Origin of the sequence: Lampropedia cohaerens, from assembly GCF_001005215.1 — a bacterium.
GTDB lineage: Bacteria > Pseudomonadota > Gammaproteobacteria > Burkholderiales > Burkholderiaceae_C > Lampropedia > Lampropedia cohaerens.
Window position 1 is genome coordinate 216,333 of record NZ_LBNQ01000009.1, and the last position, 23,495, is coordinate 239,827.

Consider the following 23,495-nt stretch of genomic DNA (forward strand, 5'->3'; position numbering starts at 1 on the left):
GCTGCGAGCCGGGTGAGCGCTGGAATCGATGTGCGCGTGGAAAGAGCGCAGATACAATTGTGAAAATATTTTATAAGGCTGTTGGCCGGCGCAATGATGCCTGCAGTGGCTATGCAAGGATCCGAGGCCATTGCAGTGCGAGACTCTGTGGCAGGCTGCTGCAGCGATACGATGCGATGCTCCGTGGCACGGCAACCGGGATGAAAAGACAGGCGCCATGCACGACTACACGATTCTGTTTGCCGGGCCTGCGGGTGCGGGCAAGACCACGGCCATTGCCCGTATCAGCGAGACGGTGCCCACGGCTGCCGACCTTGCCGGCGTCGAATCCGTCGGCACCACGGGGCTGCTGCTCGAAAGCGGCCAACTGACGCTGGATAACGGCGACCGGCTACGGCTGTTGGGCGCACCGGGACACGCACGCTGCGATGCGCTGCTGCCCGTGCTGGCTGCCAATGCGTTGGGGCTGGTCATCCTGCTTGACAATGCACGCGCCGACCCATTGGCCGATCTGGCCTACTACCTCGACGGTTTTGCGGCACAACTGGCCGTGCTGCCCTGCGCCGTGGCGGTGGGCCGCCTGCCCGAGCAGGCCAAGCCCGATCTTGATGACTACGCCCAGTTTCTCCATCTGCGCGGCCCGGTGCTGCCGGTGCTGGCCTGCGACGTGCGCCGCCGCCTCGATATCGTGACGGTGCTGGAGACCTTGTTGGCGCAGGTGGAGGCCTTCAATCTGGGGCCACGGCCATGACCGGTCAGCGTGCGCATGTGATGCCGGGTTGGACGCAGTGCCCCTTGACGAATTCCTATGCATAGTTCTACAGATTCCAATCAGCAATGGAAGGCGCGTTTTGGCGCCATGCAGGCGGCCATTGACGAGCTGCCCGGGCAGTTTCCCGCCGTGCAGGGATGCGCGCTGGTGGAAGTGGCCAGTGGGATGGTGGTGCACAGCGTTGGCAGCCTGCTCAAGGGCAGCGCACTGGCGGAAGCGGCCAGCGACTACTGGCGGCATTACCAGCGCCACAGCAGTTTTTTCGAGGCGCTTGGACCTTTGCGTTACTGCGTGCTCATGCATGCGCAGCAGCGCATCACCATACTGCCGTGCAGCGAGGCCATGGTGCTGGTGCTGGTCACGCGCGATGGTGTGGCGATTGACTGGGCCAGTGCGTTGCAGCGCGCCGGGGAAATCGGTGCGCTGCTCAGGACGCTGTGAAGGGGCGCAGCCCTGCAAAGGGGCATAGAGCACACAGGGTCAGTGTTGGCGTGAAGCCGTACGCTGGCAGGCGCTTGGCGGGGCGCGGATAATGCGGGGGCATTTTTCTCTTCTGCGCAACCTGGCGTACGCCCATGCAACTGCTTTTCGTCATTGATCCCCTGGACAGCTTCAGGATTTACAAGGACACCACCTACGTGATGATGCGCGCGGCGCAGCAGCGCGGCCATCAGGTGGCTGTCTGCACCCAGCCGGCGCTGTACTGGCAAAAAGGCGGGCGTGTCAGCGCGCAGGTCGAATGGATTGCGCTGCTGGATGTCGATCCCGCTGCCTATGCGCGTGGTGAGATGGCGCCCTGGTGGCAGCTGCTGCGGCGCGAGGAGCGCGCGCTGGCCGATTTCGATGCGGTACTGATGCGCAAGGATCCGCCGTTTGACAACGAGTTCTTCTACACCACGCACCTGCTGGGCCAGGCCGAGCGCGAAGGCGCCAAGGTGTTCAACCGGGCCGCGGCGCTGCGCGACCATCCGGAAAAGCTCGATATTCTGGAGTTTGCGCAGTTCATCGGTCCGACCCTGGTCACGCGCGATCCGCAGCGCATCCGCGACTTCCATGCCGAGCATGGCGACGTCATTCTCAAGCCGCTCGACGGCATGGGCGGAATGGGTATTTTCCGTGTTGGCCCCGATGGACTGAATCTGGGCAGCATCATCGAGATGCTCAACGACCACGGTCGCAACAGCGTGATGGTGCAGCGCTACATTCCGGCGATCAAGGAAGGGGACAAGCGCATTCTGCTGATCGACGGCGAAGTGGTGCCGCACGCGCTGGCTCGCATCCCGCAGGGCAATGAGATCAGGGGCAACATGGCAGTGGGCGGCAAGGCGGTGGCGCAGCCGCTGAGCGCGCGCGATCGGGAGATCGCCGCCCACATCGGCCCCATTCTTGCTGAACGTGGCCTGCTGCTGGTGGGACTGGACGTGATTGGCGACTATGTCACCGAAATCAATGTCACCAGCCCCACGGGCTTTCAGGAAATTGCCAACCAGACCGGCTTTGACGTTGCGGCGATGTTCATCGACGCGGTGCAGCGACGCCAGCCGCACTGGTGACAACCCGGAGCTGGGCTTCCCGCGATGAAGTGCGTCATATAACCTGAGGTATTAAAAACTCAGGGACAATCCGTGCCATTTCGTGTCTCCCGCCTGCAGGCAGGCGGCGGCACGAACCGGCGATATCCCGCCAGCCGCAGCGGGCGATACGACAACCGAATCAAGAGCGCAAGCATGAGTGCATTCAACGAAGAGAAGGTGATCTCGATTCACCACTGGAACGACACGCTGTTCAGTTTCAAGACCACGCGCGATCCCTCGCTGCGGTTTTCCAACGGCCATTTCACGATGATCGGCCTCAAGGTCGATGGCAAGCCGCTGCTGCGCGCCTACAGCATTGCCAGTGCCAACTATGAGGACCACCTCGAATTCTTCAGCATCAAGGTGCCGGACGGCCCGCTGACCTCGCGTCTGCAGCACATCCAGGTGGGCGATACGCTGCTGGTGGGCAAGAAGCCGACGGGCACGCTGCTGTTGGACTACCTGCTGCCCGGCAAGCGTCTGTACCTGCTGTCCACCGGCACGGGTCTGGCGCCATTCCTGAGCACCATCCGTGACCCGGAGACCTACGAGCGTTTCGAGCAGGTCATCCTCGTGCACGGCACGCGCTTCGTCAATGAGCTGGCCTACCAGGAGCTGATCCATCAGACCCTGCCCGAGCACGAATTCCTGGGCGAGTATGTCAAGGGCAAGCTGCGCTACTACCCGACTGTTACGCGCGAGGAATTCCGCAACCAAGGCCGCATCACCACGCTGATCGAGACCGGCAAGCTGTTCGAGGATCTGGGCGTGCCGGTGATTAACCGCGCCGAGGACCGCATCATGATCTGCGGCAGCCCTGCCATGCTGTCGGATCTGCGCAGCCTGTTCGAGCAGCGCGGCTTCATCGAAGGCAACACCTCCACGCCGGGCGAGTTCGTGGTCGAGCGCGCCTTTGCCGACAAGTAAAGCGGCCGCGTGATGGTTCCAGACCGGCCCGTGTGGCCGGTTTTGTGTGTCGGGAGGCGCAGTGTTTGGCGGCCAGCATGCGCGATACGGTGTATGCTCGCCGCCCGCTGCGCGCGCCGGCGCAGTTTTGCGACCACCGCAGCGAGAACGCACCATGTTTCACTGGACCGAGAAATCCCCGCAGACGCTGGCCGACGGCGGCGTCATCGCACCTGATGAACGCCTGCCCTGGCCGCAAACGAGCGTGATGGGCATCCAGCACGTCATCGCCATGTTTGGCTCGACCGTGCTGGCGCCTTTTCTGATGGGGTTTGACCCCAACATTGCGGTGCTGATGAGCGGCATCGGCACGTTGCTCTTTTTGCTCATCACCGGCGGCAAGGTGCCGAGCTACCTGGGATCGAGCTTTGCCTTCATCGCAGTGGTGATTGCAGCCACCGGCTACACGGGCATCGGCATCAATGCCAACATCGGCGTGGCGCTGGGGGGCATCGTCGTCTGCGGGCTGCTCTACACCCTCATCGGTCTGGTTGTCCAGGCTGTTGGCACCGGCTGGATCGAGCGCTGGGTGCCGCCGGTCGTCACCGGGGCCATCGTTGCCGTGATTGGCCTGAACCTGGCGGCCATTCCGATCAAGAACATGGCCGCCAGCAATTTCGACAGCTGGATGCAGGCCTTCACCTTCGTCTGTGTGGCACTGGTGGCAGTGTTCACGCGGGGTATGCTGCAGCGCCTGCTGATTCTGGCCGGACTGGTGGTGGCCACGCTGGTCTACATCCTGCTGACCAATGGACTGGGGCTGGGTACGCCGGTGAATTTCAGTGGCGTCGCGCAGGCCGCCTGGTTCGGCGTGCCGCAGTTCACCGCGCCGGTGTTCACCTGGAATGCGGCGGTGCTGATTGCGCCAGTGGCGATCATTCTGGTGGCCGAAAATCTCGGCCATATCAAGGCCGTGACCGCCATGACCGGCCGCGACATCGACCGCTACATGGGGCGCGCTTTCATGGGTGATGGCGTGGCTACGATGGTCAGTGGCAGCGTGGGCGGCACGGGTGTGACCACCTATGCGGAGAACATCGGCGTGATGGCCGCCACCCGCATCTACTCCACCGCAGTCTTTCTGGTGGCGGCACTGCTGGCCATTGCGCTGGGTTTTTCGCCCAAGTTCGGCGAGGTGATCCGCGCCATCCCGCTGCCCGTCATGGGGGGCGTATCCATCGTGGTGTTTGGCCTGATCGCCGTGGCTGGCGCGAAGATCTGGGTCGACAACAAGGTTGACTTCTCGCAGAACAGGAACCTGCTGGTGGCAGCGATCACGCTGATTCTCGGCACTGGCGATTTCACACTGCACTTTGGTGGCTTCGCGATGGCTGGCATCGGCACGGCCACGTTCGGTGCGATTCTGTTGCACGCGCTGCTCAGACGCAGTGGCAGGTAGGGCGCCGCATGCCGTTTCCGGCAGCAGTCTGGCGTGTTCCCATGCTGCCAAAATGGTAAATTTTTGTGTCCCGCCCCAATGAAGTGGCGCGCTGCGCTTATGGATTCGGCGCCGTTTCTCATTTCCGGGTATGGTGCCGCCCGGTATTGGCCGCATTAGACGGGTTTTCCTTTGGCCGCCGCGCGCGTGGCCTGGCGTAAGCCGTACGGTCAGCCACCGAATCGGCGACCTGGCCTGCCCGTTGTGTTCCTCGGGAAGGCGGGGTATGCCGCAATCACCATAACAAGCAAGCCCCGCGCCGAATCAGCTGTGTCTCTATCCGTACCTGGTGGTACGGGCCTGGCAGGCCGTTCGGCGCCTGTGCATGGCGAAAGCAGGAGTCGAGACAGCATGTGGGTGGATAGTCGCAAGTCGCAGGTGTTGTGGGCACTGGTGGTGGCAGTCGGTGCTGCCATGCCTGCCGTTGGCTGGACGCAGGGCGCTGACGCCGAGCCGGGCGCAGCGGATGTGCCGACGCTGGATACCGTGGAGGTCACCGCCACGCGGCAAGGCGGTACGCTGCTGCAGACACCGGCATCGGTCCAGGTGGTCGAAGGCACCGCCTTTGCCAATGGCCTGCAGGTCAATCTCTCGGAAGCGCTCGGGCGGGTGCCGGGGCTGCAGGTGCAGAACCGCCACAACTACGCGCAGGATCTGCAGATCATCATGCGGGGATTCGGTGCCCGCTCCACGTTTGGCGTGCGCGGCATCCGCATCTATGTGGACGACATTCCTGCCACCATGCCCGATGGGCAAGGGCAGACCTCGAACATCGACATCACTTCGCTGGACCGTATCGAGGTCCTCAATGGGCCGTTTTCCTCGATCTACGGCAATGCCGCAGGTGGCGTGCTGCAGATGTACACGGCCGCCGGCACGAACCCTCCGAGCGTGACGGTGCACACCGCCGCCGGCAGTGACGGTGCGTTGCGCTATGGCGTGCAGGCGCAGGGCCGCCGGGACGTCGAGCAGGGTCTGGAAGACTACAACCTCAGCGCCACCCGCTTCGAGACCGATGGCTACCGCGACCACAGCGAAGCGCGCCGCGGCATCGTCAACGCCCGTCTGGGCGTGCGGCTCAATGACACCAACCGGCTCAAGCTCGTCGCCAACCATGTGGACATCCGGGCCCAGGATCCGCTGGGCATGACGCGTGCGCAGATGGAAACCGACCGGCGCGCGGCGGTTAGTCGGGCGCATGATTACAACACCCGCAAGAAGGTCAAGCAGTCCCAGCTGGGCGCGGTGTGGGAGTCGCACCTGAACGCCGACAACCTGCTGCGCATGATGGCCTACCATGGCCAGCGCGAGACGCGCCAGTACCAGTCCATTCCGCCGGCACCACAGCTGAGCAACCGCGGCCATGCCGGAGGCATCATTGATCTGGAGCGCCAGTACTCGGGGCTGGACGTGCGTCTGACCAGTGCGCAGCAGTGGCAGGGCAGGGACGTGCTGCTGATTGCCGGGCTGGCCTATGACCACCTGCGCGAGCAGCGCCGCGGCTTCGAGAATTTCATTGGCAGCGGCGCCCAGCAGCAGCTGGGCGTGCAGGGCGCATTGCGGCGCGACGAGACCAATACGGTATGGAACATTGACCCCTACGTGCAGGCCAGCATCGGCTTTGCGCCGGGTTGGAACCTGGACGCCGGGCTGCGCTACAGCCGCGTGCGATTTCGCTCGCGCGACCATTACATCGCCGAGCGCAATGGCGATGACAGCGGCAGTGCCCGCTACAGTGCCCTGCTGCCATCACTGGCACTGCGCAAGGACCTGACCGACGAGGTCAGCGTGTACGGCTCGTACGGGCGCGGGTTCGAGACCCCGACGACCAACGAGCTCTCCTACCGCCCGGATGGCTCGCCCGGACTGAACCTGGCGCTGCGGCCGGCCGAGAGCGACAACTGGGAGCTGGGGCTTAAGGCGGCCATGCCCTTTGATGGGCTGGCGACGGTGGCGCTGTTTCGCACCGACACCGATGACGAGATCGTCAATGCCGGCAGCAGCAATGGCCGCAGCAGTTTTCACAATGCGGGCAAAACCCGCCGCGACGGTCTGGAGCTGGCCTATAGCACCCGTTTTCTTGGAGAGGGTCGCATTGATGCCGCCTATACCTATCTGAAGGCGCAGTACCGCACCGGCAGCAATCGCTTCGCCAGCGGCGCATCGATTCCGGGTATCCCTAAGCAGTCGTTCTATCTGGGGGCGTCCTGGGCGCCTGCGCAGGGCTGGCAGGCGGGCGCCGAGCTGCGCCATGTAGGCCGGATATACGTCAACGATGCCAATTCCGATGCCGCCAGCGCCTATACGCTGCTGGGCCTGCACGCAGGGTATGTCTGGCAGCTCGGAGCCTGGAACCTGCGCAGCTTCGCGCGGCTGGACAACGCCCTGGACAAGAACTATGTGGGGTCGGTCATCGTCAACGACGGCAATGGGCGGTTCTTCGAGCCGGCACCGGGCCGCAGCTGGACGGCGGGCGTGACGTTGCGGCGCGATTTCTGACGGCTGCGCGCAGGCCGCGGCAAGGCGTGAGCGCAACAGGGCTGGAGGCGGCGCCCGGCGCCCACGACACGTTGGCTTGAGGGGCTTGGCGCGCTCGCGCAAGGCATGAGTGGTTGCAGGCGTGATGGCAGCGACGCGCGTGCAATTAGTTGTTCGTTCGCAGCCTTATCTGGGGAACCATGAAAAACGACAATCATGAGCCGGGAGCATGGGGGACGGTCTACCGTTACCTGTTTCTTGTGCTGACATTGGTCACTGGTCTGGTACTGGTGACGTGGGGGGCAAGCTCGTCAGTCTGGGCGGCAGCGCCTATTACCTGATCGCCGGCATCGCTTACCTGGCGATGGTGGTGCTGTACTTCCTGCGCCACAGGCTGGCGCTGTGGTTGTCTGCGCTGACGTTTGCGGCCACCGTGGTGTGGGCACTCTCGGAGGTGGGTTGAGCTTTTGGCTGCTGCTGCCGCGTCTGGTGGTGCCGGCGCTGCTCTTCATGCTCAGCCTGTGGCTGACGGGCCAGCTGCGCGGCGCTGCGAGCAAGGGCTGCTCGCGCATTGCCAACGGTGCGGGCGTGGTCGTTTTCGTGGCGCTGCTGGCAACGCTGGGCGCGGCATTCGTGCCACAAGGCGTGATTCGTAACGAGGTGGCACTGGTGCAGGATCCGGCGCTGGCGACGGAGAATCCGGAAAATCCTGCCGACTGGCGTTACTTCGGTCGCAGCGAGAACGCCACCAAGTTCGCGCCGTACTCGGACATCACGCCCGAGAACGTTGACAAGCTGCAGGTGGCCTGGACGTACAAGACGGGCCGCGATGGCCGGGGCAATGACGCCAATACGCTGCAGCAAATCGGTGGCGTGCTGTATTCGTGCACGCCGTTGAATGTGGTCACGGCGCTGGATGTCGACACGGGCGAGGAGCTGTGGCGGTTCGATCCCAAGATCGAGCCAAGAACCTCGCACCTGACCTGTCGCGTTGGCTATTACGACGCCAGCACGGATCCGGTGGTGGCCTCGCCGGCGTTGGTACAGCCCCTGCAGGATGATGCATCGTCGGTACCGGACGTGGCCGCCGCCACTGCGCCGACGCAGCAGCCATCGGGCGCGTGCGTGCAGCGCATCCTGCTGTCGACGGTCGATGCCAACCTGTGGGCGCTGGATGCGCAGACCGGCAAGCCCTGCGAGGACTTCGGCAACGGTGGTGTGGTCGATCTGAAGGTCGTCGGCATGGGCGAGACGCAAAACGGCCGCTTCTACCACCCGACGGCGGCGCCGACGGTGGCCGGCAATCTGGTCATCATTGGCGGCTGGGTCATGGACATTGCGCCAACGGCAGCGCCTGGCGTGGTGCGGGCCTTTGACGCGCGCACGGGAGATCTGGTATGGGCCTTTGACCCGCGCACGGGAGATCTGGTATGGGCCTTTGACCCGGGCAACCCCGAAGGAAACCGCCACGGTCCCGCGCCGGGTGAGACCTATACCATGGGCACGCCCAATGTGTGGGGGCCGATGTCGTTCGACCTGGATCTGGGCCTGGTGTTCATGCCCACCGGCAATGGGCCGACCGACTACTGGGGCGGCGCACGTACCGAGGCATCGGAGAAGTACGGCAGCGCGGTGGTCGCGCTGGATCTGGCCACGGGCGAAAACGCTGGGTGTTCCAGCTGGTGCACCACGATGTCTGGGACTATGACACGCCGTCGCAACCGACGCTGTATACGCTCAAGAACAAGCAGGGCGAGGATGTGCCGGCGCTGCTCCAGACCTCCAAGTCCGGGCAGATCTTCGTGCTGGATCGCCGCACGGGCCAGCCGCTGTACGACGTCGAAGAAAAGCCCGTCCCGCAAGAGGGGATGCTCGAAGGCGAACGCCTCTCGCCCACGCAACCCTTCTCGGTAGAGCTGCCCTCCATTGCCACGGATGAGCTGACGGAGGAGAAGATGTGGGGCATGACGAGGTTCGACCAGCTGTGGTGCCGCATCGACTTCAAGCAAACGGTCTACCAGGGCATTTTCCCGGTGCCGCAGGAGCGGCCCTATATCCAGTGGCCGGCGCTGCTTGGCGCGCTGAACTGGGGGGGCATCACCATCGACGAATCGCGCGGGCTGGCCTTCGTCAACTCCATCGAGATGGCGGTGAAGATGTCGCTCAAGCGCCGTGAAGATCCCACGGTTACCGAGTACGACTACAACGGCAACAAGATGCCGAGCTTCTATGGCACGACGCGCCCGCAGGATTCCGGTCCGTACGGCGGCCTGCGGGTGGACTTCTTCGAGTCGCCGCTGGCCGTGCCTTGCACGCGCCCGCCATTTGGCACGATGACGGCGATCGACCTCAAGTCCAAGCAACTGGTGTGGCAGGTGCCCCTGGGCACCGCCGAGGAGCTGGGGCCAACGCTGTTTGGCAAGAAGACGCGGCTGGGCATGCCGATGCCAATTGGCATGCCGTCCATCGCGGGCTCGACCGCCACGGCCTCCGGCCTGCTGTTCTTTGCCGGCACGCAGGACAAGTACATCCGCGCCTTCAACTCGCTGACTGGCGAGGAAGTCTGGCGCCATCGCCTGCCTGAAGGTGTTGCGGCGACACCGATCGTCTACCGCTCGCCCAAGACCGGCAAGCAGTACGTCGCGATTTCCGCAGGCGGCATCCGCAATGCCAAGCCGCAGACCGACGACATCATCGTCTTCGCGTTGCCGGATTAAGCAGCAAAGCCATGGGGCGTGCGTGATCCGCATGCCCCATTTCCGCTACGAATAGATCAAAAGCCCGCACCCGTGCGGGCTTTTTGCTGCCAGTAGCGGATGCGTGTTCGTTCAGAATCGCTGCTTGTACTTGAGCTGAACGAGGTTCAGCCCCGGGTTGGGACGCTTGATGCCGGCATTGGAAAAGTGCGAGAAGCGCACGCCGATTTCCTTGTCGGCACTAATCCGGTAGCCCACGCCAAGGTGGTCGCCGAACTGGAAGGCAGTGCTGATGGTCTTGTTGGCAAAGCGCGTGGTCGAAAAGAATGTCGCGCCAATGCCCGCCTCGGCATAGAAGCGCTGGCTGGCGCCGGGCCACCAGCGCAGCAATGGCGTGGCGCTGACTTGCCAGGCATCCTTGTCGGTGCGATTGCCGTCGGCGCGCCAATAGGCGATGCCAAACTCTCCCACGAGTGTCAGACGGCCCCAGCCGCTGCCCAGCGACGTCTGCCAAAGCGCAGGGGTCTCGTAATTGAGACCAGCGCGGCCGTAATGCTCGCCGATACCGAACTGCACGCTCATGGCGCCACGATCACCGCCCGCAGCCTCCTGTGCGAAGGCAGCGGGCGCGCAAAGGACGGCTACGGCAGCCCACGCAGCCATAGCGAATGGGGAAATTCTTGTTGGCATGATGCGAGAAAGAGAAATAGTGGGTGGCTGCGGTGCAGCGCTGCGGAAGACGCAATGCCAGGCCCCGGGCTGGGGCAAGAAACTGCGCAAACTCCCACTTCCCAGCCGCAGGCGGTTCGCATCCGAGGACGGAAGCAACTATAGCGCCTGCGGCAAAAACACGTCAGCGGTCGAAACGGGGATCGAAGCGCTCGGCGATTTCCTCTTCGGTAGGAGCCTTGGCCGCGCGCAGATGCGCATAGATGTCACGGATCAGAGCCTCGCAGCCCTCGCGTGCCAGCGCGGAAATCTCGTACACCGGCCCCTGCCACTGCAGGCCGTCGACCATTTTCTGGCGTATCGCCTTGCGGGCAGCGGCATCGAGCATGTCGATCTTGTTGAGCACTAGCCAGCGTGGCTTTTCGTAGAGGGCCTCATCGTACTTGCGCAGTTCCTCGGCGATGGCCATGGCCTGCGCAACGGGGTCGACGCTGTCATCGAAGGGCGCGACATCGATGATGTGCAGCAGCAGGCCGGTGCGCTGCAGATGGCGCAGGAACTGGTGGCCCAGGCCGGCGCCCTCGGAAGCACCTTCGATCAGCCCGGGGATGTCGGCAACGACAAAGCTCTGCTCCGGCGCCACGCGCACGACACCGAGATTGGGATGCAAGGTGGTGAAAGGGTAGTCGGCTACCTTGGGGCGTGCGTTGGACACCGCCGTGATGAAGGTGGATTTGCCGGCATTGGGCATGCCCAGCAAGCCAACGTCGGCCAGCACCTTGAGTTCGAGCTTGACGGACAGGCGCTGTCCCGGCTTGCCCATGGTCTTCTGACGTGGCGCGCGGTTGGTCGAGCTCTTGTAGTGCAGGTTGCCAAAGCCTCCGTCACCGCCCTTGGCGAGAATGCGTTTCTCGCCGGGCGTGAGCAATTCCATCAGCACCTCGCTCGTTTCCGCATCGCTGATGACGGTGCCTACCGGCACGCGCAGCGTCAGGTCGTCGCCTGCAGCACCGTACATGTCCGAGCCCATGCCATGCTGGCCGCGCTTGGCCTCATGCCGGCGGGCGTAGCGGAAGTCGATCAGGGTGTTGAGGTTGACGTCCGCCATCACGTAGACATGACCGCCGCGACCGCCGTCACCGCCGTCAGGGCCACCGAATTCCTTGTACTTCTCGTGGCGGAAGGAGGCGCAGCCATTGCCGCCGTCGCCTGCTGCGACCTCGATGTATGCCTCGTCGACGAATTTCATGCTGATCTCCTTGGGCACAGTGCGGTGTGCATTGCACCAACAAAACAAAAGCCCCGCAAGCGGGGCTTTTGAGGCACTGTGGAAAAAATCGCGCCGGGCTCAGGCCGCGGGCGTGATTTCCACGATGTGCTTGTTCAAAGCGCCTTTGTGGCGGAAGGACACGTGGCCGTCCACCAGAGCGTACAGAGTGTGGTCCTTGCCGGTACCCACGTTGGTGCCAGCGTGAAGGCGTGTGCCGCGCTGGCGCACGATGATGGAGCCTGCGCTCACCAGTTCGCCGCCGTAGGCTTTCACACCCAGCATCTTGGGCTTGGAATCCCGCCCGTTGCGCGTAGAGCCGCCGCCTTTTTTTTGTGCCATTTCAAATCCTTTCTTACCGTCGATTCAGACAGACTCAGACGGTGATATCGCCAATCTGCAGCTCGGTGTAGCGCTGGCGATGGCCTTGGTGCTTGACGTAATGCTTGCGACGGCGCAGCTTGAAGATGCGCACCTTGTCGTGCTTGCCCTGCGAGATGACAGTTGCCTTGACGCTGGCACCAGAAACCAAAGGTGTGCCCACTTTGAGATCAGCGCCACTGCCAATGGCAAGCACTTGATCGAGCACGATTTCCTGGCCCACGTCCGCAGCAATCTGTTCTACTTTAATCTTTTCGCCAGCGGACACGCGATACTGCTTGCCACCGGTTTTTACGACTGCGTACATGTTTTCACCTTGATCGAAATACGGCCTGGCCCGCAGCAAACGCTGCCAAAACCAGCCTTGGGAGAATCACCCGCACCACAAAGCAACTGTCTGTGAACGAAATGAACCGCACATTGTAGTGCGTGGCCATCGCCGATGCAAGTTTTTGCCCTAGGTTTCTTGCGGCGATACCACGTTGGGGCGGTGAAGTGCGGCGCCGTGCGGTTAGGCTGCTTCGGGCGAGTCACCCAAAGGCAACGAAAAAGGAGATGCCCATGCGCGAGGTTGTCAGCGACGCGGTCGTCAGCGACGCGGCCGCAACCGAGCTGGTGCTTTTCTGGCAGGCGGCCGGACCGCAGCGCTGGTTCAGCAAGGATGCGGCATTCGATGCCGTGTTTGCCGAACGGTTTCGCGCCGTGCATTTTGCAGCGGCCAGGCAGGAACTGGCGCACTGGCTGGGCGAAGCCGTTTCGGCGCTGGCATTGCTGTTGGCGCTGGACCAGTACCCACGCAACAGCTTTCGGGGCACGGCCCATATGTTTGCCACCGACTATCTGGCGCTGCATTGGGCCAGGCGTGCCGTTGACGAAGGACATGACCAGCGCGTTGCGCCCGCCTTGCGCAGTTTCTTTTATCTGCCTTTTATGCATTCGGAAACGTTGGCAGACCAGCAGCGCTGCGTGGCCCTGTGCGAGCCGCTGGGCGGGCAGACCCTGCACCATGCCCGGGAGCACCGCGACATCATCGCCCGCTTCGGTCGGTTTCCGCATCGCAACGCGGTGCTGCTGCGTACCAGCTCTGCGCAGGAGCAGGCCTATCTGGATGCAGGCGGATTTGCCGGCTGACGGCGCGCCGCTCCGGCCGCGCCCAGGCGCAATCGCTACAATTGCCCGCTCATCAGCCCATCCCGGCCCGCGCCATTCGGACGTGGCGGCCGGGCGCTTCGCATGAGGCACGGCATCTCGCATCTATGACTTTTGATACCCACTCATCCTCAAAGGCTGTGCCGCTGGTCGACATCCGCGACCTGCATTTCGGCTATGGCGAGCGCCTGATTCTCTCTGGCGTCTCGCTGCAGGTGCCGCATGGCAAGGTCACGGCCATCATGGGTGCATCCGGTGGTGGCAAGACCACGTTGCTGCGATTGATCAGCGGCCAGAACATGCCGCCGCGCGGTGCCGTCTTCTTTGACGGCACGGACGTGGGCGCGCAGGACCAGCAGGGCCTGTATGCACTGCGCCGCCGCATGGGGATGCTGTTTCAGTTCGGCGCGCTGTTTACCGACATGACGGTGTTCGAGAATGTGGCGTTCCCGCTGCGAGAGCACACCCAATTGCCCGAGAGTCTGCTGCGCGATGTGGTGCTGATGAAGCTCAATGCGGTGGGGCTGCGCGGTGCGCGGGATCTGTACCCCAGCGAAATCTCCGGCGGCATGGCCCGGCGCGTGGCGCTGGCGCGTGCCATCGCGCTGGATCCGGAGCTGCTGATGTATGACGAGCCGTTCGCCGGGCTGGATCCGATTGCACTGGGCACGACGGCGCGTCTGATCCGGCGCCTCAATGACGCACTGGGAGCAACCACGGTGCTGGTCTCGCACGATCTGGACGAAACCTTCCAGATCGCCGATCACGTCATCATCCTGGCCAATGGCGCCATTGCCGAGCAGGGCACCCCTGCGCAGATCCGCGCCAGCAGCGATCCGCTGGTGCGGCAGTTTGTGCGTGGCGAGTTTGATGGGCCGGTGCGGTTCCATTACCCGGGCCCGACTTTGCAGCAGGATTTCGGCGCGCAGCGCGCCGCAGGAGGTCATCCATGATGCGCAGCTGGCATCCCGCCGAAGTAGGGTTTCGCACCCGGCGCCTGCTGGCGAACTGGGGCTACGCGGCGCGGTTGTTTGGGCGGCTGTGGCTGCCGGGTCTTGCCGCACTGGCGCGCTTTCGTCTGGTCAGTGAGCAGATCTTCTTTCTGGGCAACCGTTCGCTGACCATCATTGCCGTCTCCGGCTTTTTCGTCGGCAGCGTGCTCAGTCTGCAGCTGTACTACATTCTGCAAAGCTTCGGCTCGGCAGAAACGCTGGGCATGGTTGTGGCGCTGGCGCTGGTGCGTGAGCTCGGCCCGGTCATCACCGCGCTGCTGTTTGCAGGCCGTGCCGGCACATCCCTGACGGCAGAGATCGGCCTGATGCGTGCGGGCGAGCAGCTCAGCGCGATGGAGATGATGGCGGTCGATCCGGTGCAGCGCATTCTGGCGCCCCGGTTTTTCGCCGGCATCATTGCGTTGCCGCTGCTGGTGGCACTGTTCAATGCGGTTGGCATCTTCGGCAGCTGGTTGGTGGGCGTGGTGCTGCTGGGCGTCGACAGCGGCGCGTTCTGGGGGCAGATGCAAAGCGCCGTGACGGTGTTTGGCGATTTGCGCCAGGGCTTCGTCAAGAGTCTGGTGTTCGGCGTGGCGGTCACGTTCGTGGCGCTGCTGCAGGGGTATGTGGCGCGACCCACGCCCGAGGGCGTCTCGCAGGCTACCACGCGCACGGTGGTGTTGGCCTCCGTGTGGGCAGTGCTGGCGCTGAACTTCCTGCTCACGGCGGTCATGTTCACGCCTTGAGGCGCTACGGTCCACCGATACTGGAGAGAAACGAAAATGCAGAAATCGAAGTCGGATGTGTGGGTTGGCCTGTTCGTGATGATCGGGTTTGCGGCGATCGCCTTCATGGCCATGCAGGCAGCCAATCTGCTGCAGATCAACTGGCATAGCAATACCTATCAGGTCAGTGCGCATTTTGACAACATCGGCGGGCTCAAGCCGCGGGCGGCGGTGCGCAGCAGCGGGGTAGTGGTGGGTCGCGTAGCAGCGATCGGCTATGACGATTCGGTCTACCGCGCCAAAGTGGTGCTGGAGCTTGACGACCGGTACCACTTCTCGCGCGACAGTTCGCTCAAGATCCTCACCAGTGGGCTGCTGGGGGATCAGTATGTCGGGCTCGAACCCGGTTACGAAGACGAGAATCTGCGCGATGGCGACGTCATCACGCAGACCCAATCGGCACTGGTGCTGGAGAATCTCATTTCTGCGTTCATGTTCAATTCCGCATCACGGGCCGGAGGGGCGTCGTCCGCCGGCGCGAATGCCACTTCCGATGACGCGCAGGCCGGGCAGCTGCCTTGATGCGAGCTTGCCGGCTGTCCCCACCACATTCCATTGCTAGCCCTGAGTGACAACCATGCCAACTGAACCGACACGTTTCTCATTGCCAGCGCCGCGTGCCCTGCATCTGTGTGCAGCCATGGGCACTGCACTGACATTGGCTGCCTGCTCGACCACCGGACCGCAAGGCCAGCAGTACGGTCAGACGCCGGGCGATCCTTTCGAGTCCTTCAACCGCAGCATGTACAGTCTCAACGAAGGCCTGGACCGAGCAATTCTGCGACCGGTAGCCACCGGCTACCAGACTGTGGTGCCGGAGCTGGCCCGCAAGGGGGTAGGCAACTTTTTTGGCAATCTCGGCGATGTCTGGTCCTTTGCCAACAACGTGGCGCAGCTCAAGGGGGAGGCGGCCATGAGCAGTTTCTTTCGCGTCGCTGTCAACACGACGTTTGGTCTTGGCGGGTTGCTCGACGTCGCCAGTGAAATGCGGCTGCAACGCTACAAAAGCGATTTCGGTCTGACCTTGGCGCACTGGGGCGTGCCCAGCGGGCCTTACCTGGTGCTGCCGCTGCTGGGGCCGTCCACCGTGCGGGATACGGCGGCGTTGCCTGCGGACATTTATGGCAATCCGCTGTCTCATCTCAATCCCAGCGAACACCGTTACGGACTGCGCGCACTGAACATCGTTGACACCCGTGCGCGTTACCTGCGCGCCAGCGATCTGCTGGATCAGGCCGCGTTCGATCCCTACGTCATGGTGCGCGATCTGTATCTGCAGCAACGCACGGGCAGCACCACCGGCGATGGCGCCGTGGACGAGGACGGCTACATTCCCGATTACGATGAGGAGATGGGAAGTGGCTACGTCCCGGAAGTGGATGAAGCGCCGTTGCAGTAGCCAAGGGGCAGCCTGCGCGATGGCGCCATCTGCTGACAGCGTGCGCAGGAACTTTCCGCCACACTAGGCGACTCAACGGTTATGCCGTTTTTCAGCGCTACGAGAACCACGAAAGAGGAATGGACGTGATGATGAAGAATTTGCTGCACAAGCTGCTCGGCGCCACGGTGGTGGCAGTGGCCGGCCTACTTGCGGCTGCGCCTGCCGTTGTGGCCGCGCAGGACATGGCGCCCGATGCCATGATCAAGAAGGTGACTGACGACGTGCTGCGCGAGTTGCGTGAGAACAAGGCGGTGCAGCAAGGCGACATTGCGGCGGCAACCGATGCCGTCAACCGTATCGTGATGCCGCACATCAATTTCACGCGCATGACGGCCGGTGCGGTCGGCCCCGCGTGGCGCAACGCGACCCCCGAGCAACGTCAGCAGATCATCGAGGAATTCAAGGCCATGCTGATCCGTACTTATGCGGGCTCGCTGGACCAGATCGGTGATCTGGAAGTGGTGGTGCTGCCCATGCGCGCTCAGCCTGACGCCAATGACGTGCTGGTGCGCTCGGAAGTGCGCGGCGGCGAACAGCCCATCCAGCTTGACTATCGACTGCAGAAAACTCCGGGTGAAGGGCTCGGATGGAAGGTCTATAACGTCAACGTGATGGGGTCGTGGATCGTTGATTCGTACCGCAGCCAGTTCCAGCAGGAGATCAATGCCAACGGTATCGATGGCCTGATCCGCGCGCTGCGCAGACGCTCTGCGGAATGAGCAGTTCCTAGTCAAAGCGCGCTGGCGAAACCAGGGAGTGCCTCTGACACCGTGCCTTTGGTATCCGCATCGTCTTGCCACCACAACAAGAAATTCGAGCATCATGCCTATCACCCTGCCATTGCCAGCCCGCCTTACCCGTGACGAAGTGGTGACCTGGGTGCGCAGCGTACAGCCGCAGTTCCAGCAAGCCAAGGAGCATGCCGAGCCTATCCAGGTGGACGCTTCCGCATTGAAGCAGTTCGACTCCTCGGCGCTGGCAGCGTTGCTGGCAGTGCGCCGCGAGGCGCAGCAGCAGGGCGTGGTCTTTGCCGGTGTGGTGGGGATGTCGGCCACGCTGCGTTCGCTGGCCGACGTCTATGGCATCGACGAATTGCTGGACGAAGGCCGGGAAAAGCCGTCTGCCGGCCGCTGACCTCGGGCCCGGCGCCGCGCTTGCGGGGTGTTGCGCATTGCCTCGCGTCCCATGGTGCAATGCGCCATGCGAGAACAGGTTCTTAGATCAGTACCAGGTTGTCCCGGTGCACCATTTCCGGCTCGGCAATGTAACCTAGCAGGTGCTCGATGTCCTCGCTGGAATGCCGGCTGAGTTTGCGGGCTTCCTCGGCGCTGTAGTTCGCCAGGCCCCGGGCGATCTGTGTGCCCGATTCATCCTCGATGCCGATTACCTCGCCGCGCGTGAAGCTGCCCTTGACGGCCACGATGCCGACCGGCAGCAGGCTTTTGCCTTCGTCGCGGATCTTGCGTACAGCTCCCGCATCCAGTACCACTGAGCCGTGCAGTTGCAGGTGGTCGGCGATCCACTGCTTGCGGGCCTGCAGCTTGTGCATCGGGGCGTAGAGCAGTGAGCCAAGATTGTGCTCGCCCGCCATCAGCCTGGGCAGAATGTCCGGCTCGCGGCCCCAGGCGATGATGGTGGATGCCCCTGAGCGCGCGGCGCGCTTTGCGGCGAGGATCTTGGTCAGCATCCCGCCAGTGCCGATATTGGTGCCGGCCCCCCCGGCCATGGCTTCGAGCGCCGGATCGCCCGCGCGGGCCAGGTGCACCTTGCGCGCTTGTGGGTCCTTGCGCGGATCGGCGGTGTAAAAGCCATTCTGGTCGGTCAGGATGACCAGCAGATCGGCCACGACGAGGTTGGCAACCAGCGCCCCCAGCGTGTCATTGTCGCCAAAACGGATTTCGTCATTGACAACCGTGTCGTTCTCATTGATGACGGGCACGATGCCGCGTTTGAGCAATGTCAGCAGCGTCACGCGCGCATTGAGGTAGCGCTCGCGATCGGCCAGGTCGGCGTGCGTGAGCAGCACCTGCGCGCTGCCGAGCTGGTAGTGCCGCAGCATGCTCTCGTACATCTGGATCAGGCCCATCTGGCCAACGGCCGCCGCGGCCTGCAGTTCATGCAGTTCGCGGGGGCGCCGGCTCAGACCCATGCGCTTCATGCCCTCGGCAATGGCGCCACTGGAGACCAGGATGACTTCACGCCTGTCGTCGCCTGCGCCATGCACGATGTGGCTGATCTGCCGCGCCCATTCGCTGATGGCCTGCGCATCCAGCCCCTGGCCCTGGTTGGTTACCAGGCTGGAGCCGACCTTGACAACAATGCGCCGTGCGCGGTGCACGCTGTCCCATGGGGAGGCGTCTGTAGGCAAAGAGCAGACCATCTTGCGTGAGCCCAATCAGTAAAACCCGTAATTCTCGCACGCCGTGGCGAATACGGGCGCTCGGGCATGCCGTGCGCGTGCTACGCTTGCCGCAGCCCAGACTGGCCGTCTGCGCAAGGTGGGTAACGCTGTCCGGTGCGCTTTTGCCTGGCTGTAGCATCCATGCGAAGATTGCAAACAGACTTTCGGTGCCGGGCAGGGATGAGAAAGAACGCTACCAGATGCGCATGAGAAATCGGATGAGACCCACAACGCCCCTGGAAAGGACGCGTCCGCTGCGACGTCGCAGCGTGGTGCGGGGTCTTCTCATCGGCGCGGCCGTCTGGCCGGTGACGCTCTGGTTGAGCGGCTGCGGACGCCAGGAGCTCGGTCAGCGCGTGCCGGCAGGAGCGACGGTGCTGGTATTGGGCGATTCACTGGCCGTGGGCGTTGGGGCGCCGCCGCACCAGGCATTTCCGCAGCTGCTGGCGCAGCAGACCGGCTGGAATGTGGTCAATGGCGGGGTTTCCGGGGACACTTCGGCACAGGCGTTGCAGCGCCTGCCGCAGCTGCTGGCAGGGCACCGGCCTGCGCTGGTCATTGTCAGCATCGGTGGCAATGATTTCCTACGGCGGGTGCCGGCGACGCGCACGCGGGCGCAGATAGACCAGATCGTGCAGCTGTGCCAGCAAGCGGGCGCACAGGTATTGTTGGTCGGCGTGCCGGGGTTGAACGTGTTGGCGGCCGCAGGGGTGCTGCGCGACCATCCGCTGTATGACGAGATCGCCGAGGAGCGCGGTGTGCCGCTGCTTGCCGACGCATGGTCTGTCGTACTTGCCAGCGAGGATCTGCGCTCCGACCAGGTGCATGGCAACGCGCAGGGCTACGCCCTGTTTACGCAGAAACTGCTGGAAGGCCTGCGCAGCGCAGGCATGTTGTAGCAACCGGTTGAAAAGTAGCGGCGCATCTACGCATGCCTGCGATGTTTGTGAACGCGTGCCACGGGCGCGAACGGCCCGGCGCAAAAGCAGGTCGTCAACCGGCGCCTGCTGAAATTGCCACTGCGCGATGGCCGGGCAGGTCAGAAGGGATGGCGCCGCATGGGACAATCGCAGCCCATGACCCCACAGCAGTACGTAGAACAAAAGGCGGCCGAGTCGGGCAGCAGCTTTTACTACGCCTTCAAGTTTTTGTCCCCGCAGCGACGGGCTGCCATCACGGCGTTCTACGCGTTCTGCCGCGAGGTCGATGATGTCGTCGATGAAGTCCATGACTCCGGCGTGGCGGCCACCAAACTTGCCTGGTGGCAGGCTGAGGTGCAACAGGCCTTTGCGGGGCGGCCAAGCCATCCTGTGACGCAGGCGCTGGTGCCATTGGCTCCGCAGTTCGGCATCGAGATGCCGCACTTGCTTGCAGTCATTGAAGGCTGTGAGATGGACCTGCACCAGACGCGCTATCTGGACTTTGCCGGCCTCCAACGTTACTGCCATCTGGTGGCCGGCGTGGTGGGGGAAGTGGCTGCCCGCATATTCGGCCAGCAGCACCCGCAGACCACCCAGTACGCCCACACCCTGGGATTGGCCTTCCAGCTGACCAACATCATCCGTGATGTCGGCGAGGATGCGATGCGCGGGCGTATCTACCTGCCGGTCGACGAGCTGCAGCAGTTTGATGTGCGCGCCCATGACATCAGCAATCGGAGCTACTCCGAGCGCTTTACGGCGCTGATGCGATTCCAGGCCGAGCGGGCGCACCGTCTGTATGACCAGGCGCTTGATCTGCTGCCAGCTGCCGACCGGCGCAGCCAGAAACCCGGATTGATGATGGCGCATATCTACCGCACGCTGCTGCGCGAGATCGAGCGTGGCGGTTTTCAGGTGCTGCACCAACGCATCCATCTCACACCCGTGCGCAAGCTCTGGCTGGCATGGCAGGTGCAGGCCCTGGGCCGGATGCCGCGATGAGTGCGCGGACGCACGCCAGACGCGTAGCCGTCATCGGCGCCGGTTGGGCCGGCCTGGCCGCTGCCGTGCATGCCTGCCAGTTGGGTGCGCAGGTGACGCTGTTCGAGGCGGCCAAGGTGGCGGGAGGGCGGGCGCGCACCGTGCACCTGCTGCGTGCCGATGGCAGCAGCGTGGCGCTCGACAATGGCCAGCACATTCTGATCGGGGCATACCAGGCCTGCCTGGCGTTGATGGAGACGGTCGGTGTGCGCCCACAGCATGTGTTGCAGCGCATGCCACTGGACCTGCGCGACGCCCACGGTCACGGTCTGCGCGTGCCACCCTGGCCGCGCCGGCCGCAGCTGGCGGGCCTTTATGGCATCGCGCGTGCGTGCGGTTGGACATGGCCGACACGGCTGGCCCTGCTGCGCCTGCTCGCAAGCTGGCAGCGCAGCGGCTTTGCGTGCCCGCCGGGTACCACCGTGGCGGCGCTGTGCCGGCATGCGCCGGTGCAGTTGATGCAGCAGTTTGTCGAGCCGCTGTGCGTTGCCGCCCTCAACACGCCGGTGCAGGAGGCGTGCGGTCAGGTTTTTTTGCGCGTGCTGCGCGACACGCTCGCGGGAGGACCCGGCAGCGCGGACCTGCTGCTGCCCACCAAGCCGCTGGGTGCACTGCTGGCTGAACCCGCGCTTGTCTGGCTGGCGCGCCATGGGGCGCGCATCCGCTTGGGCGAGCGTGTCACCGCGGTGACGCGCTCGCGATCTGCTCCCGTCAGGGCCACAGAGCACAGCCGGCCCGGTTGGCAGGTCATGGATGAGCCGTTCGATGCGGTAATCATTGCCACACCCGTTTGGGAAACGCGGCGCCTGCTCCATGGTTTGGCCGAAACCGCCGAGGGCATGGGCGATTGCCATGCGCTCGAGCGCTGGTGTGAACAGGCTGGAACGTTGTTTCACGAGGCCATTGGCACCGTCTACTTGGAGCGGGAGGCAGGCCGAGCCGCCACGCAGCCACTGCTGGAGCGCCCCATGCTCGCACAGCCTGGGGCGGTGGCTCAGTTCGCATTCGATCGCCAGCAGCTCACCGGTGACGAGGGGATTACAGCTTGGGTAGCCAGTGCATTGAAGACGGACAAGAATGCGTTGCAACAGGCAGTGCTGGCGCAGGCGCAAGCGATTTCTGCCGATGCCAGTAACTGGCGCGTACTGGCTACCATCGTGGAAAAGCGCGCGACGTTCGTGTGCCACGCGCAACTGCACCGTCCACCAAGTCAGCCACTGACACGCTGGCCATCCCTGGCCGTTGCCGGCGATTACGTGGCGGGCCCCTATCCGGCGACGCTTGAGGCTGCCGTGCGCAGTGGGGCGGCGGCGGCAGGTCGCGTGCTGGTGCATACCATGCGCGTTTGACGGCTTGATTCGTAGGTATTTGGTGTCAATGCAACAACTCTGTCACAGTTTGCGACTTATCGGCGCCCGTACGCTGACGCAGCCTGCACGCGGTGGATAATCAAGCCGATAATGAAAAGTGATCCGTAGTCGGCTGGCGACTGTTTTTTCTCGGCAGCGTGTGTTCCTGTTGCCTTACTGACAGCCCTATACGGATGAAGTGCCGGCTCAGTTTATCAAGTGTCCAGGCGGTTGCTGTGCCATCGGCAGGTCACGCTTGTGCTCGTACCACCTACGGCATATGGCAGGCCCATCGTCGGGCAACCGTGGATGAATGCTATTCGGCCGACTGTGAGGGAGGTGGCTGCTTGCCCCATGATGACGCGCATGCATTCTCAACCTGTTGATCCACCACGCCTGACGATTGCAATCCTGACCTTCAACGAGGAGCGTCTGATAGGACGTTGTCTGGAGAGTGCGGCATTTGCGGACGAAGTGGTGGTAGTGGATTCCGGCAGCACCGATAAAACGGTCGAAGTTGCGCGATCCTATGGGGCAAAAGTCTTCGTCCACCCTGATTGGCGCGGATTCGCCGTGCAGCGCAATCGGCTGCTTTCGTACTGCACGGGTGACTTCGTCTTCTTCCTTGATGCCGATGAAGTCATTTCACCAGCGTTTCAGCGCGAACTGCAGGCTGTGGTTGCAGCGGATGACCGCCGCGCAGTCTGGTGCGTCCGGTGGCAACTCGTTGCCTTCGGGCGGGTGTTGCCGCGCACAATGTCCAAGACTTGTGTCGTACGTCTGTTTCCTCGGTGCTTGATCGATCATTTCGAGGGTGTCGTGCATGAGGAGGCCTCATTGACGCAGTCCGGTGTGCCGCGTCGCATGATGCGGGAGCTGCTGGTGCATTACACCAATCCGGACGTTGCGACATCGCTGGCCAAAATGGTGCAGTATGCAATGCTGGGGGCATGCAAACGCAAGGCCAGCGGCAAGCGAGGGGGCGTGTTGCGTGGTTTGGCGGCCGGAGGCGTCGCCTTCACCCGCCACTACGTCATCCGGCTGGGTTTTCTAGGCGGGGGCGCGGGCTTTCTTTATTGCCTGTTCAAGGCGTTGGAGAGTTTTTTCCGTTATGCGGCTCTGCGATACGACTATGAGACGCTCAGTGACGACGTGCAGCGCCGCAATGGTTGAGAT

The 23,495-nt window shown here is 63.5% G+C and carries 22 protein-coding genes and 2 pseudogenes; 19 read left to right on the forward strand and 5 right to left on the reverse strand.

The features are described 5' to 3' along the window. Positions 1–217 precede the first annotated feature (217 nt). From AAV94_RS01820 to AAV94_RS15390, 8 genes and pseudogenes are all read left to right on the forward strand, one after another. Positions 218–751: a GTP-binding protein gene (locus tag AAV94_RS01820; RefSeq protein WP_046740663.1), complete on the forward strand. Its 534-nt coding sequence runs from the start codon at positions 218–220 to the stop codon at positions 749–751. Positions 752–808: 57 nt separating this feature from the next. Further along, on the forward strand, positions 809–1,213 hold the full coding sequence (locus AAV94_RS01825; protein WP_046740582.1) for a hypothetical protein: 405 nt from the start codon (positions 809–811) through the stop codon (positions 1,211–1,213). Between the two features lie 134 nt (positions 1,214–1,347). Next, the gene (gene gshB, locus AAV94_RS01830) at positions 1,348–2,325 is read left to right on the forward strand and encodes a glutathione synthase (RefSeq protein WP_052754859.1); all 978 of its coding nucleotides are present in this window, start codon (positions 1,348–1,350) and stop codon (positions 2,323–2,325) included. 174 nt (positions 2,326–2,499) lie between these two features. Next, positions 2,500–3,273 carry a ferredoxin--NADP reductase gene (locus tag AAV94_RS01835; RefSeq protein ID WP_046740664.1) on the forward strand — a complete coding sequence of 258 codons (774 nt, stop codon included), beginning with the start codon at positions 2,500–2,502 and terminating at the stop codon, positions 3,271–3,273. A 154-nt stretch (positions 3,274–3,427) separates the two neighbouring features. Beyond that, positions 3,428–4,711: a solute carrier family 23 protein gene (locus AAV94_RS01840; RefSeq protein ID WP_046740584.1), complete on the forward strand. Its 1,284-nt coding sequence runs from the start codon at positions 3,428–3,430 to the stop codon at positions 4,709–4,711. 453 nt (positions 4,712–5,164) lie between these two features. Then, positions 5,165–7,249, forward strand: a complete 2,085-nt coding sequence (locus AAV94_RS01845; protein ID WP_046740665.1) for a TonB-dependent receptor — start codon at positions 5,165–5,167, stop codon at positions 7,247–7,249. A gap of 274 nt (positions 7,250–7,523) precedes the next feature. Continuing rightward, the gene (locus AAV94_RS15140) at positions 7,524–7,691 is read left to right on the forward strand and encodes a hypothetical protein (RefSeq protein WP_231731168.1); all 168 of its coding nucleotides are present in this window, start codon (positions 7,524–7,526) and stop codon (positions 7,689–7,691) included. A 47-nt stretch (positions 7,692–7,738) separates the two neighbouring features. Next, positions 7,739–9,945 (forward strand): annotated as a pseudogene (locus AAV94_RS15390) (pyrroloquinoline quinone-dependent dehydrogenase). Between the two features lie 111 nt (positions 9,946–10,056). Here AAV94_RS15390 and AAV94_RS01855 read toward each other — a convergent pair. From AAV94_RS01855 to rplU, 4 genes and pseudogenes are all read right to left on the reverse strand, one after another. Further along, entirely contained in the window at positions 10,057–10,587 is a 531-nt protein-coding gene (locus AAV94_RS01855) for an acyloxyacyl hydrolase (protein WP_046740585.1), read from the reverse strand. A gap of 190 nt (positions 10,588–10,777) precedes the next feature. After that, positions 10,778–11,842 carry an Obg family GTPase CgtA gene (gene cgtA / locus AAV94_RS01860; protein ID WP_046740666.1) on the reverse strand — a complete coding sequence of 355 codons (1,065 nt, stop codon included), beginning with the start codon at positions 11,840–11,842 and terminating at the stop codon, positions 10,778–10,780. A 99-nt stretch (positions 11,843–11,941) separates the two neighbouring features. Next, positions 11,942–12,190 (reverse strand): annotated as a pseudogene (gene rpmA / locus AAV94_RS01865) (50S ribosomal protein L27); the annotation flags it as partial. Positions 12,191–12,236: 46 nt separating this feature from the next. Beyond that, entirely contained in the window at positions 12,237–12,548 is a 312-nt protein-coding gene (rplU, locus tag AAV94_RS01870) for a 50S ribosomal protein L21 (protein WP_046740587.1), read from the reverse strand. A 254-nt stretch (positions 12,549–12,802) separates the two neighbouring features. On the opposite strand from rplU, the gene AAV94_RS01875 reads away from it, so the two are divergent. The 7 genes from AAV94_RS01875 (at position 12,803) to AAV94_RS01905 (ending at position 17,742) form a co-directional block, all read left to right on the forward strand. Beyond that, positions 12,803–13,372: a DUF924 family protein gene (locus tag AAV94_RS01875; RefSeq protein WP_046740667.1), complete on the forward strand. Its 570-nt coding sequence runs from the start codon at positions 12,803–12,805 to the stop codon at positions 13,370–13,372. A 125-nt stretch (positions 13,373–13,497) separates the two neighbouring features. Beyond that, positions 13,498–14,343 (forward strand): ABC transporter ATP-binding protein, encoded by an 846-nt coding sequence (locus AAV94_RS01880; protein WP_046740588.1) that lies wholly within the window; start codon positions 13,498–13,500, stop codon positions 14,341–14,343. Then, complete coding sequence (gene mlaE, locus AAV94_RS01885) at positions 14,343–15,128, forward strand: lipid asymmetry maintenance ABC transporter permease subunit MlaE (RefSeq protein ID WP_046740668.1); 786 nt, start codon at positions 14,343–14,345, stop codon at positions 15,126–15,128. Before AAV94_RS01880 ends, mlaE begins: the two co-directional genes overlap by 1 nt. Positions 15,129–15,164: 36 nt before the next feature. Then, on the forward strand, positions 15,165–15,689 hold the full coding sequence (mlaD, locus tag AAV94_RS01890) for an outer membrane lipid asymmetry maintenance protein MlaD (RefSeq protein WP_046740589.1): 525 nt from the start codon (positions 15,165–15,167) through the stop codon (positions 15,687–15,689). A gap of 55 nt (positions 15,690–15,744) precedes the next feature. Continuing rightward, positions 15,745–16,566 carry an MlaA family lipoprotein gene (locus AAV94_RS01895; protein ID WP_046740590.1) on the forward strand — a complete coding sequence of 274 codons (822 nt, stop codon included), beginning with the start codon at positions 15,745–15,747 and terminating at the stop codon, positions 16,564–16,566. Positions 16,567–16,697: 131 nt separating this feature from the next. After that, a complete protein-coding gene (locus AAV94_RS01900; RefSeq protein WP_046740669.1) occupies positions 16,698–17,327 on the forward strand; it encodes an MlaC/ttg2D family ABC transporter substrate-binding protein in 630 nt (209 codons plus the stop codon). Between the two features lie 103 nt (positions 17,328–17,430). Continuing rightward, entirely contained in the window at positions 17,431–17,742 is a 312-nt protein-coding gene (locus AAV94_RS01905; protein WP_046740591.1) for an STAS domain-containing protein, read from the forward strand. Positions 17,743–17,824: 82 nt separating this feature from the next. On the opposite strand, the gene proB is transcribed toward AAV94_RS01905, so the two are convergent. Further along, complete coding sequence (gene proB, locus AAV94_RS01910; protein WP_046740592.1) at positions 17,825–18,988, reverse strand: glutamate 5-kinase; 1,164 nt, start codon at positions 18,986–18,988, stop codon at positions 17,825–17,827. A 239-nt stretch (positions 18,989–19,227) separates the two neighbouring features. Here proB and AAV94_RS01915 point away from each other — a divergent pair, with 239 nt between their 5' ends. The 4 genes from AAV94_RS01915 (at position 19,228) to AAV94_RS01930 (ending at position 23,492) form a co-directional block, all read left to right on the forward strand. Continuing rightward, entirely contained in the window at positions 19,228–19,908 is a 681-nt protein-coding gene (locus AAV94_RS01915) for a GDSL-type esterase/lipase family protein (RefSeq protein WP_046740593.1), read from the forward strand. Between the two features lie 177 nt (positions 19,909–20,085). Then, on the forward strand, positions 20,086–20,931 hold the full coding sequence (hpnD, locus tag AAV94_RS01920) for a presqualene diphosphate synthase HpnD (RefSeq protein ID WP_046740670.1): 846 nt from the start codon (positions 20,086–20,088) through the stop codon (positions 20,929–20,931). Further along, positions 20,928–22,319 (forward strand): hydroxysqualene dehydroxylase HpnE, encoded by a 1,392-nt coding sequence (gene hpnE, locus AAV94_RS01925; RefSeq protein WP_046740594.1) that lies wholly within the window; start codon positions 20,928–20,930, stop codon positions 22,317–22,319. Before hpnD ends, hpnE begins: the two co-directional genes overlap by 4 nt. A 366-nt stretch (positions 22,320–22,685) precedes the next feature. After that, on the forward strand, positions 22,686–23,492 hold the full coding sequence (locus AAV94_RS01930) for a glycosyltransferase family 2 protein (RefSeq protein WP_231731175.1): 807 nt from the start codon (positions 22,686–22,688) through the stop codon (positions 23,490–23,492). The last annotated feature ends 3 nt before the right edge of the window (positions 23,493–23,495 follow it).

What these genes read in the sequence shown, in the direction of transcription:
- AAV94_RS01820 (WP_046740663.1), top strand. Translation starts at nt 218, where the DNA reads ATGCACGACTACACGATTCTGTTTGCCGGGCCTGCGGGTGCGGGCAAG.
- AAV94_RS01825 (WP_046740582.1), top strand. Translation starts at nt 809, where the DNA reads ATGCATAGTTCTACAGATTCCAATCAGCAATGGAAGGCGCGTTTTGGC.
- gshB (WP_052754859.1), top strand. Translation starts at nt 1,348, where the DNA reads ATGCAACTGCTTTTCGTCATTGATCCCCTGGACAGCTTCAGGATTTAC.
- AAV94_RS01835 (WP_046740664.1), top strand. Translation starts at nt 2,500, where the DNA reads ATGAGTGCATTCAACGAAGAGAAGGTGATCTCGATTCACCACTGGAAC.
- AAV94_RS01840 (WP_046740584.1), top strand. Translation starts at nt 3,428, where the DNA reads ATGTTTCACTGGACCGAGAAATCCCCGCAGACGCTGGCCGACGGCGGC.
- AAV94_RS01845 (WP_046740665.1), top strand. Translation starts at nt 5,165, where the DNA reads ATGCCTGCCGTTGGCTGGACGCAGGGCGCTGACGCCGAGCCGGGCGCA.
- AAV94_RS01855 (WP_046740585.1), bottom strand. Translation starts at nt 10,587, where the DNA reads ATGGCTGCGTGGGCTGCCGTAGCCGTCCTTTGCGCGCCCGCTGCCTTC.
- cgtA (WP_046740666.1), bottom strand. Translation starts at nt 11,842, where the DNA reads ATGAAATTCGTCGACGAGGCATACATCGAGGTCGCAGCAGGCGACGGC.
- rplU (WP_046740587.1), bottom strand. Translation starts at nt 12,548, where the DNA reads ATGTACGCAGTCGTAAAAACCGGTGGCAAGCAGTATCGCGTGTCCGCT.
- AAV94_RS01875 (WP_046740667.1), top strand. Translation starts at nt 12,803, where the DNA reads ATGCGCGAGGTTGTCAGCGACGCGGTCGTCAGCGACGCGGCCGCAACC.
- AAV94_RS01880 (WP_046740588.1), top strand. Translation starts at nt 13,498, where the DNA reads ATGACTTTTGATACCCACTCATCCTCAAAGGCTGTGCCGCTGGTCGAC.
- mlaE (WP_046740668.1), top strand. Translation starts at nt 14,343, where the DNA reads ATGCGCAGCTGGCATCCCGCCGAAGTAGGGTTTCGCACCCGGCGCCTG.
- mlaD (WP_046740589.1), top strand. Translation starts at nt 15,165, where the DNA reads ATGCAGAAATCGAAGTCGGATGTGTGGGTTGGCCTGTTCGTGATGATC.
- AAV94_RS01895 (WP_046740590.1), top strand. Translation starts at nt 15,745, where the DNA reads ATGCCAACTGAACCGACACGTTTCTCATTGCCAGCGCCGCGTGCCCTG.
- AAV94_RS01900 (WP_046740669.1), top strand. Translation starts at nt 16,698, where the DNA reads ATGAAGAATTTGCTGCACAAGCTGCTCGGCGCCACGGTGGTGGCAGTG.
- AAV94_RS01905 (WP_046740591.1), top strand. Translation starts at nt 17,431, where the DNA reads ATGCCTATCACCCTGCCATTGCCAGCCCGCCTTACCCGTGACGAAGTG.
- proB (WP_046740592.1), bottom strand. Translation starts at nt 18,988, where the DNA reads ATGGTCTGCTCTTTGCCTACAGACGCCTCCCCATGGGACAGCGTGCAC.
- AAV94_RS01915 (WP_046740593.1), top strand. Translation starts at nt 19,228, where the DNA reads ATGAGACCCACAACGCCCCTGGAAAGGACGCGTCCGCTGCGACGTCGC.
- hpnD (WP_046740670.1), top strand. Translation starts at nt 20,086, where the DNA reads ATGACCCCACAGCAGTACGTAGAACAAAAGGCGGCCGAGTCGGGCAGC.
- hpnE (WP_046740594.1), top strand. Translation starts at nt 20,928, where the DNA reads ATGAGTGCGCGGACGCACGCCAGACGCGTAGCCGTCATCGGCGCCGGT.
- AAV94_RS01930 (WP_231731175.1), top strand. Translation starts at nt 22,686, where the DNA reads ATGCATTCTCAACCTGTTGATCCACCACGCCTGACGATTGCAATCCTG.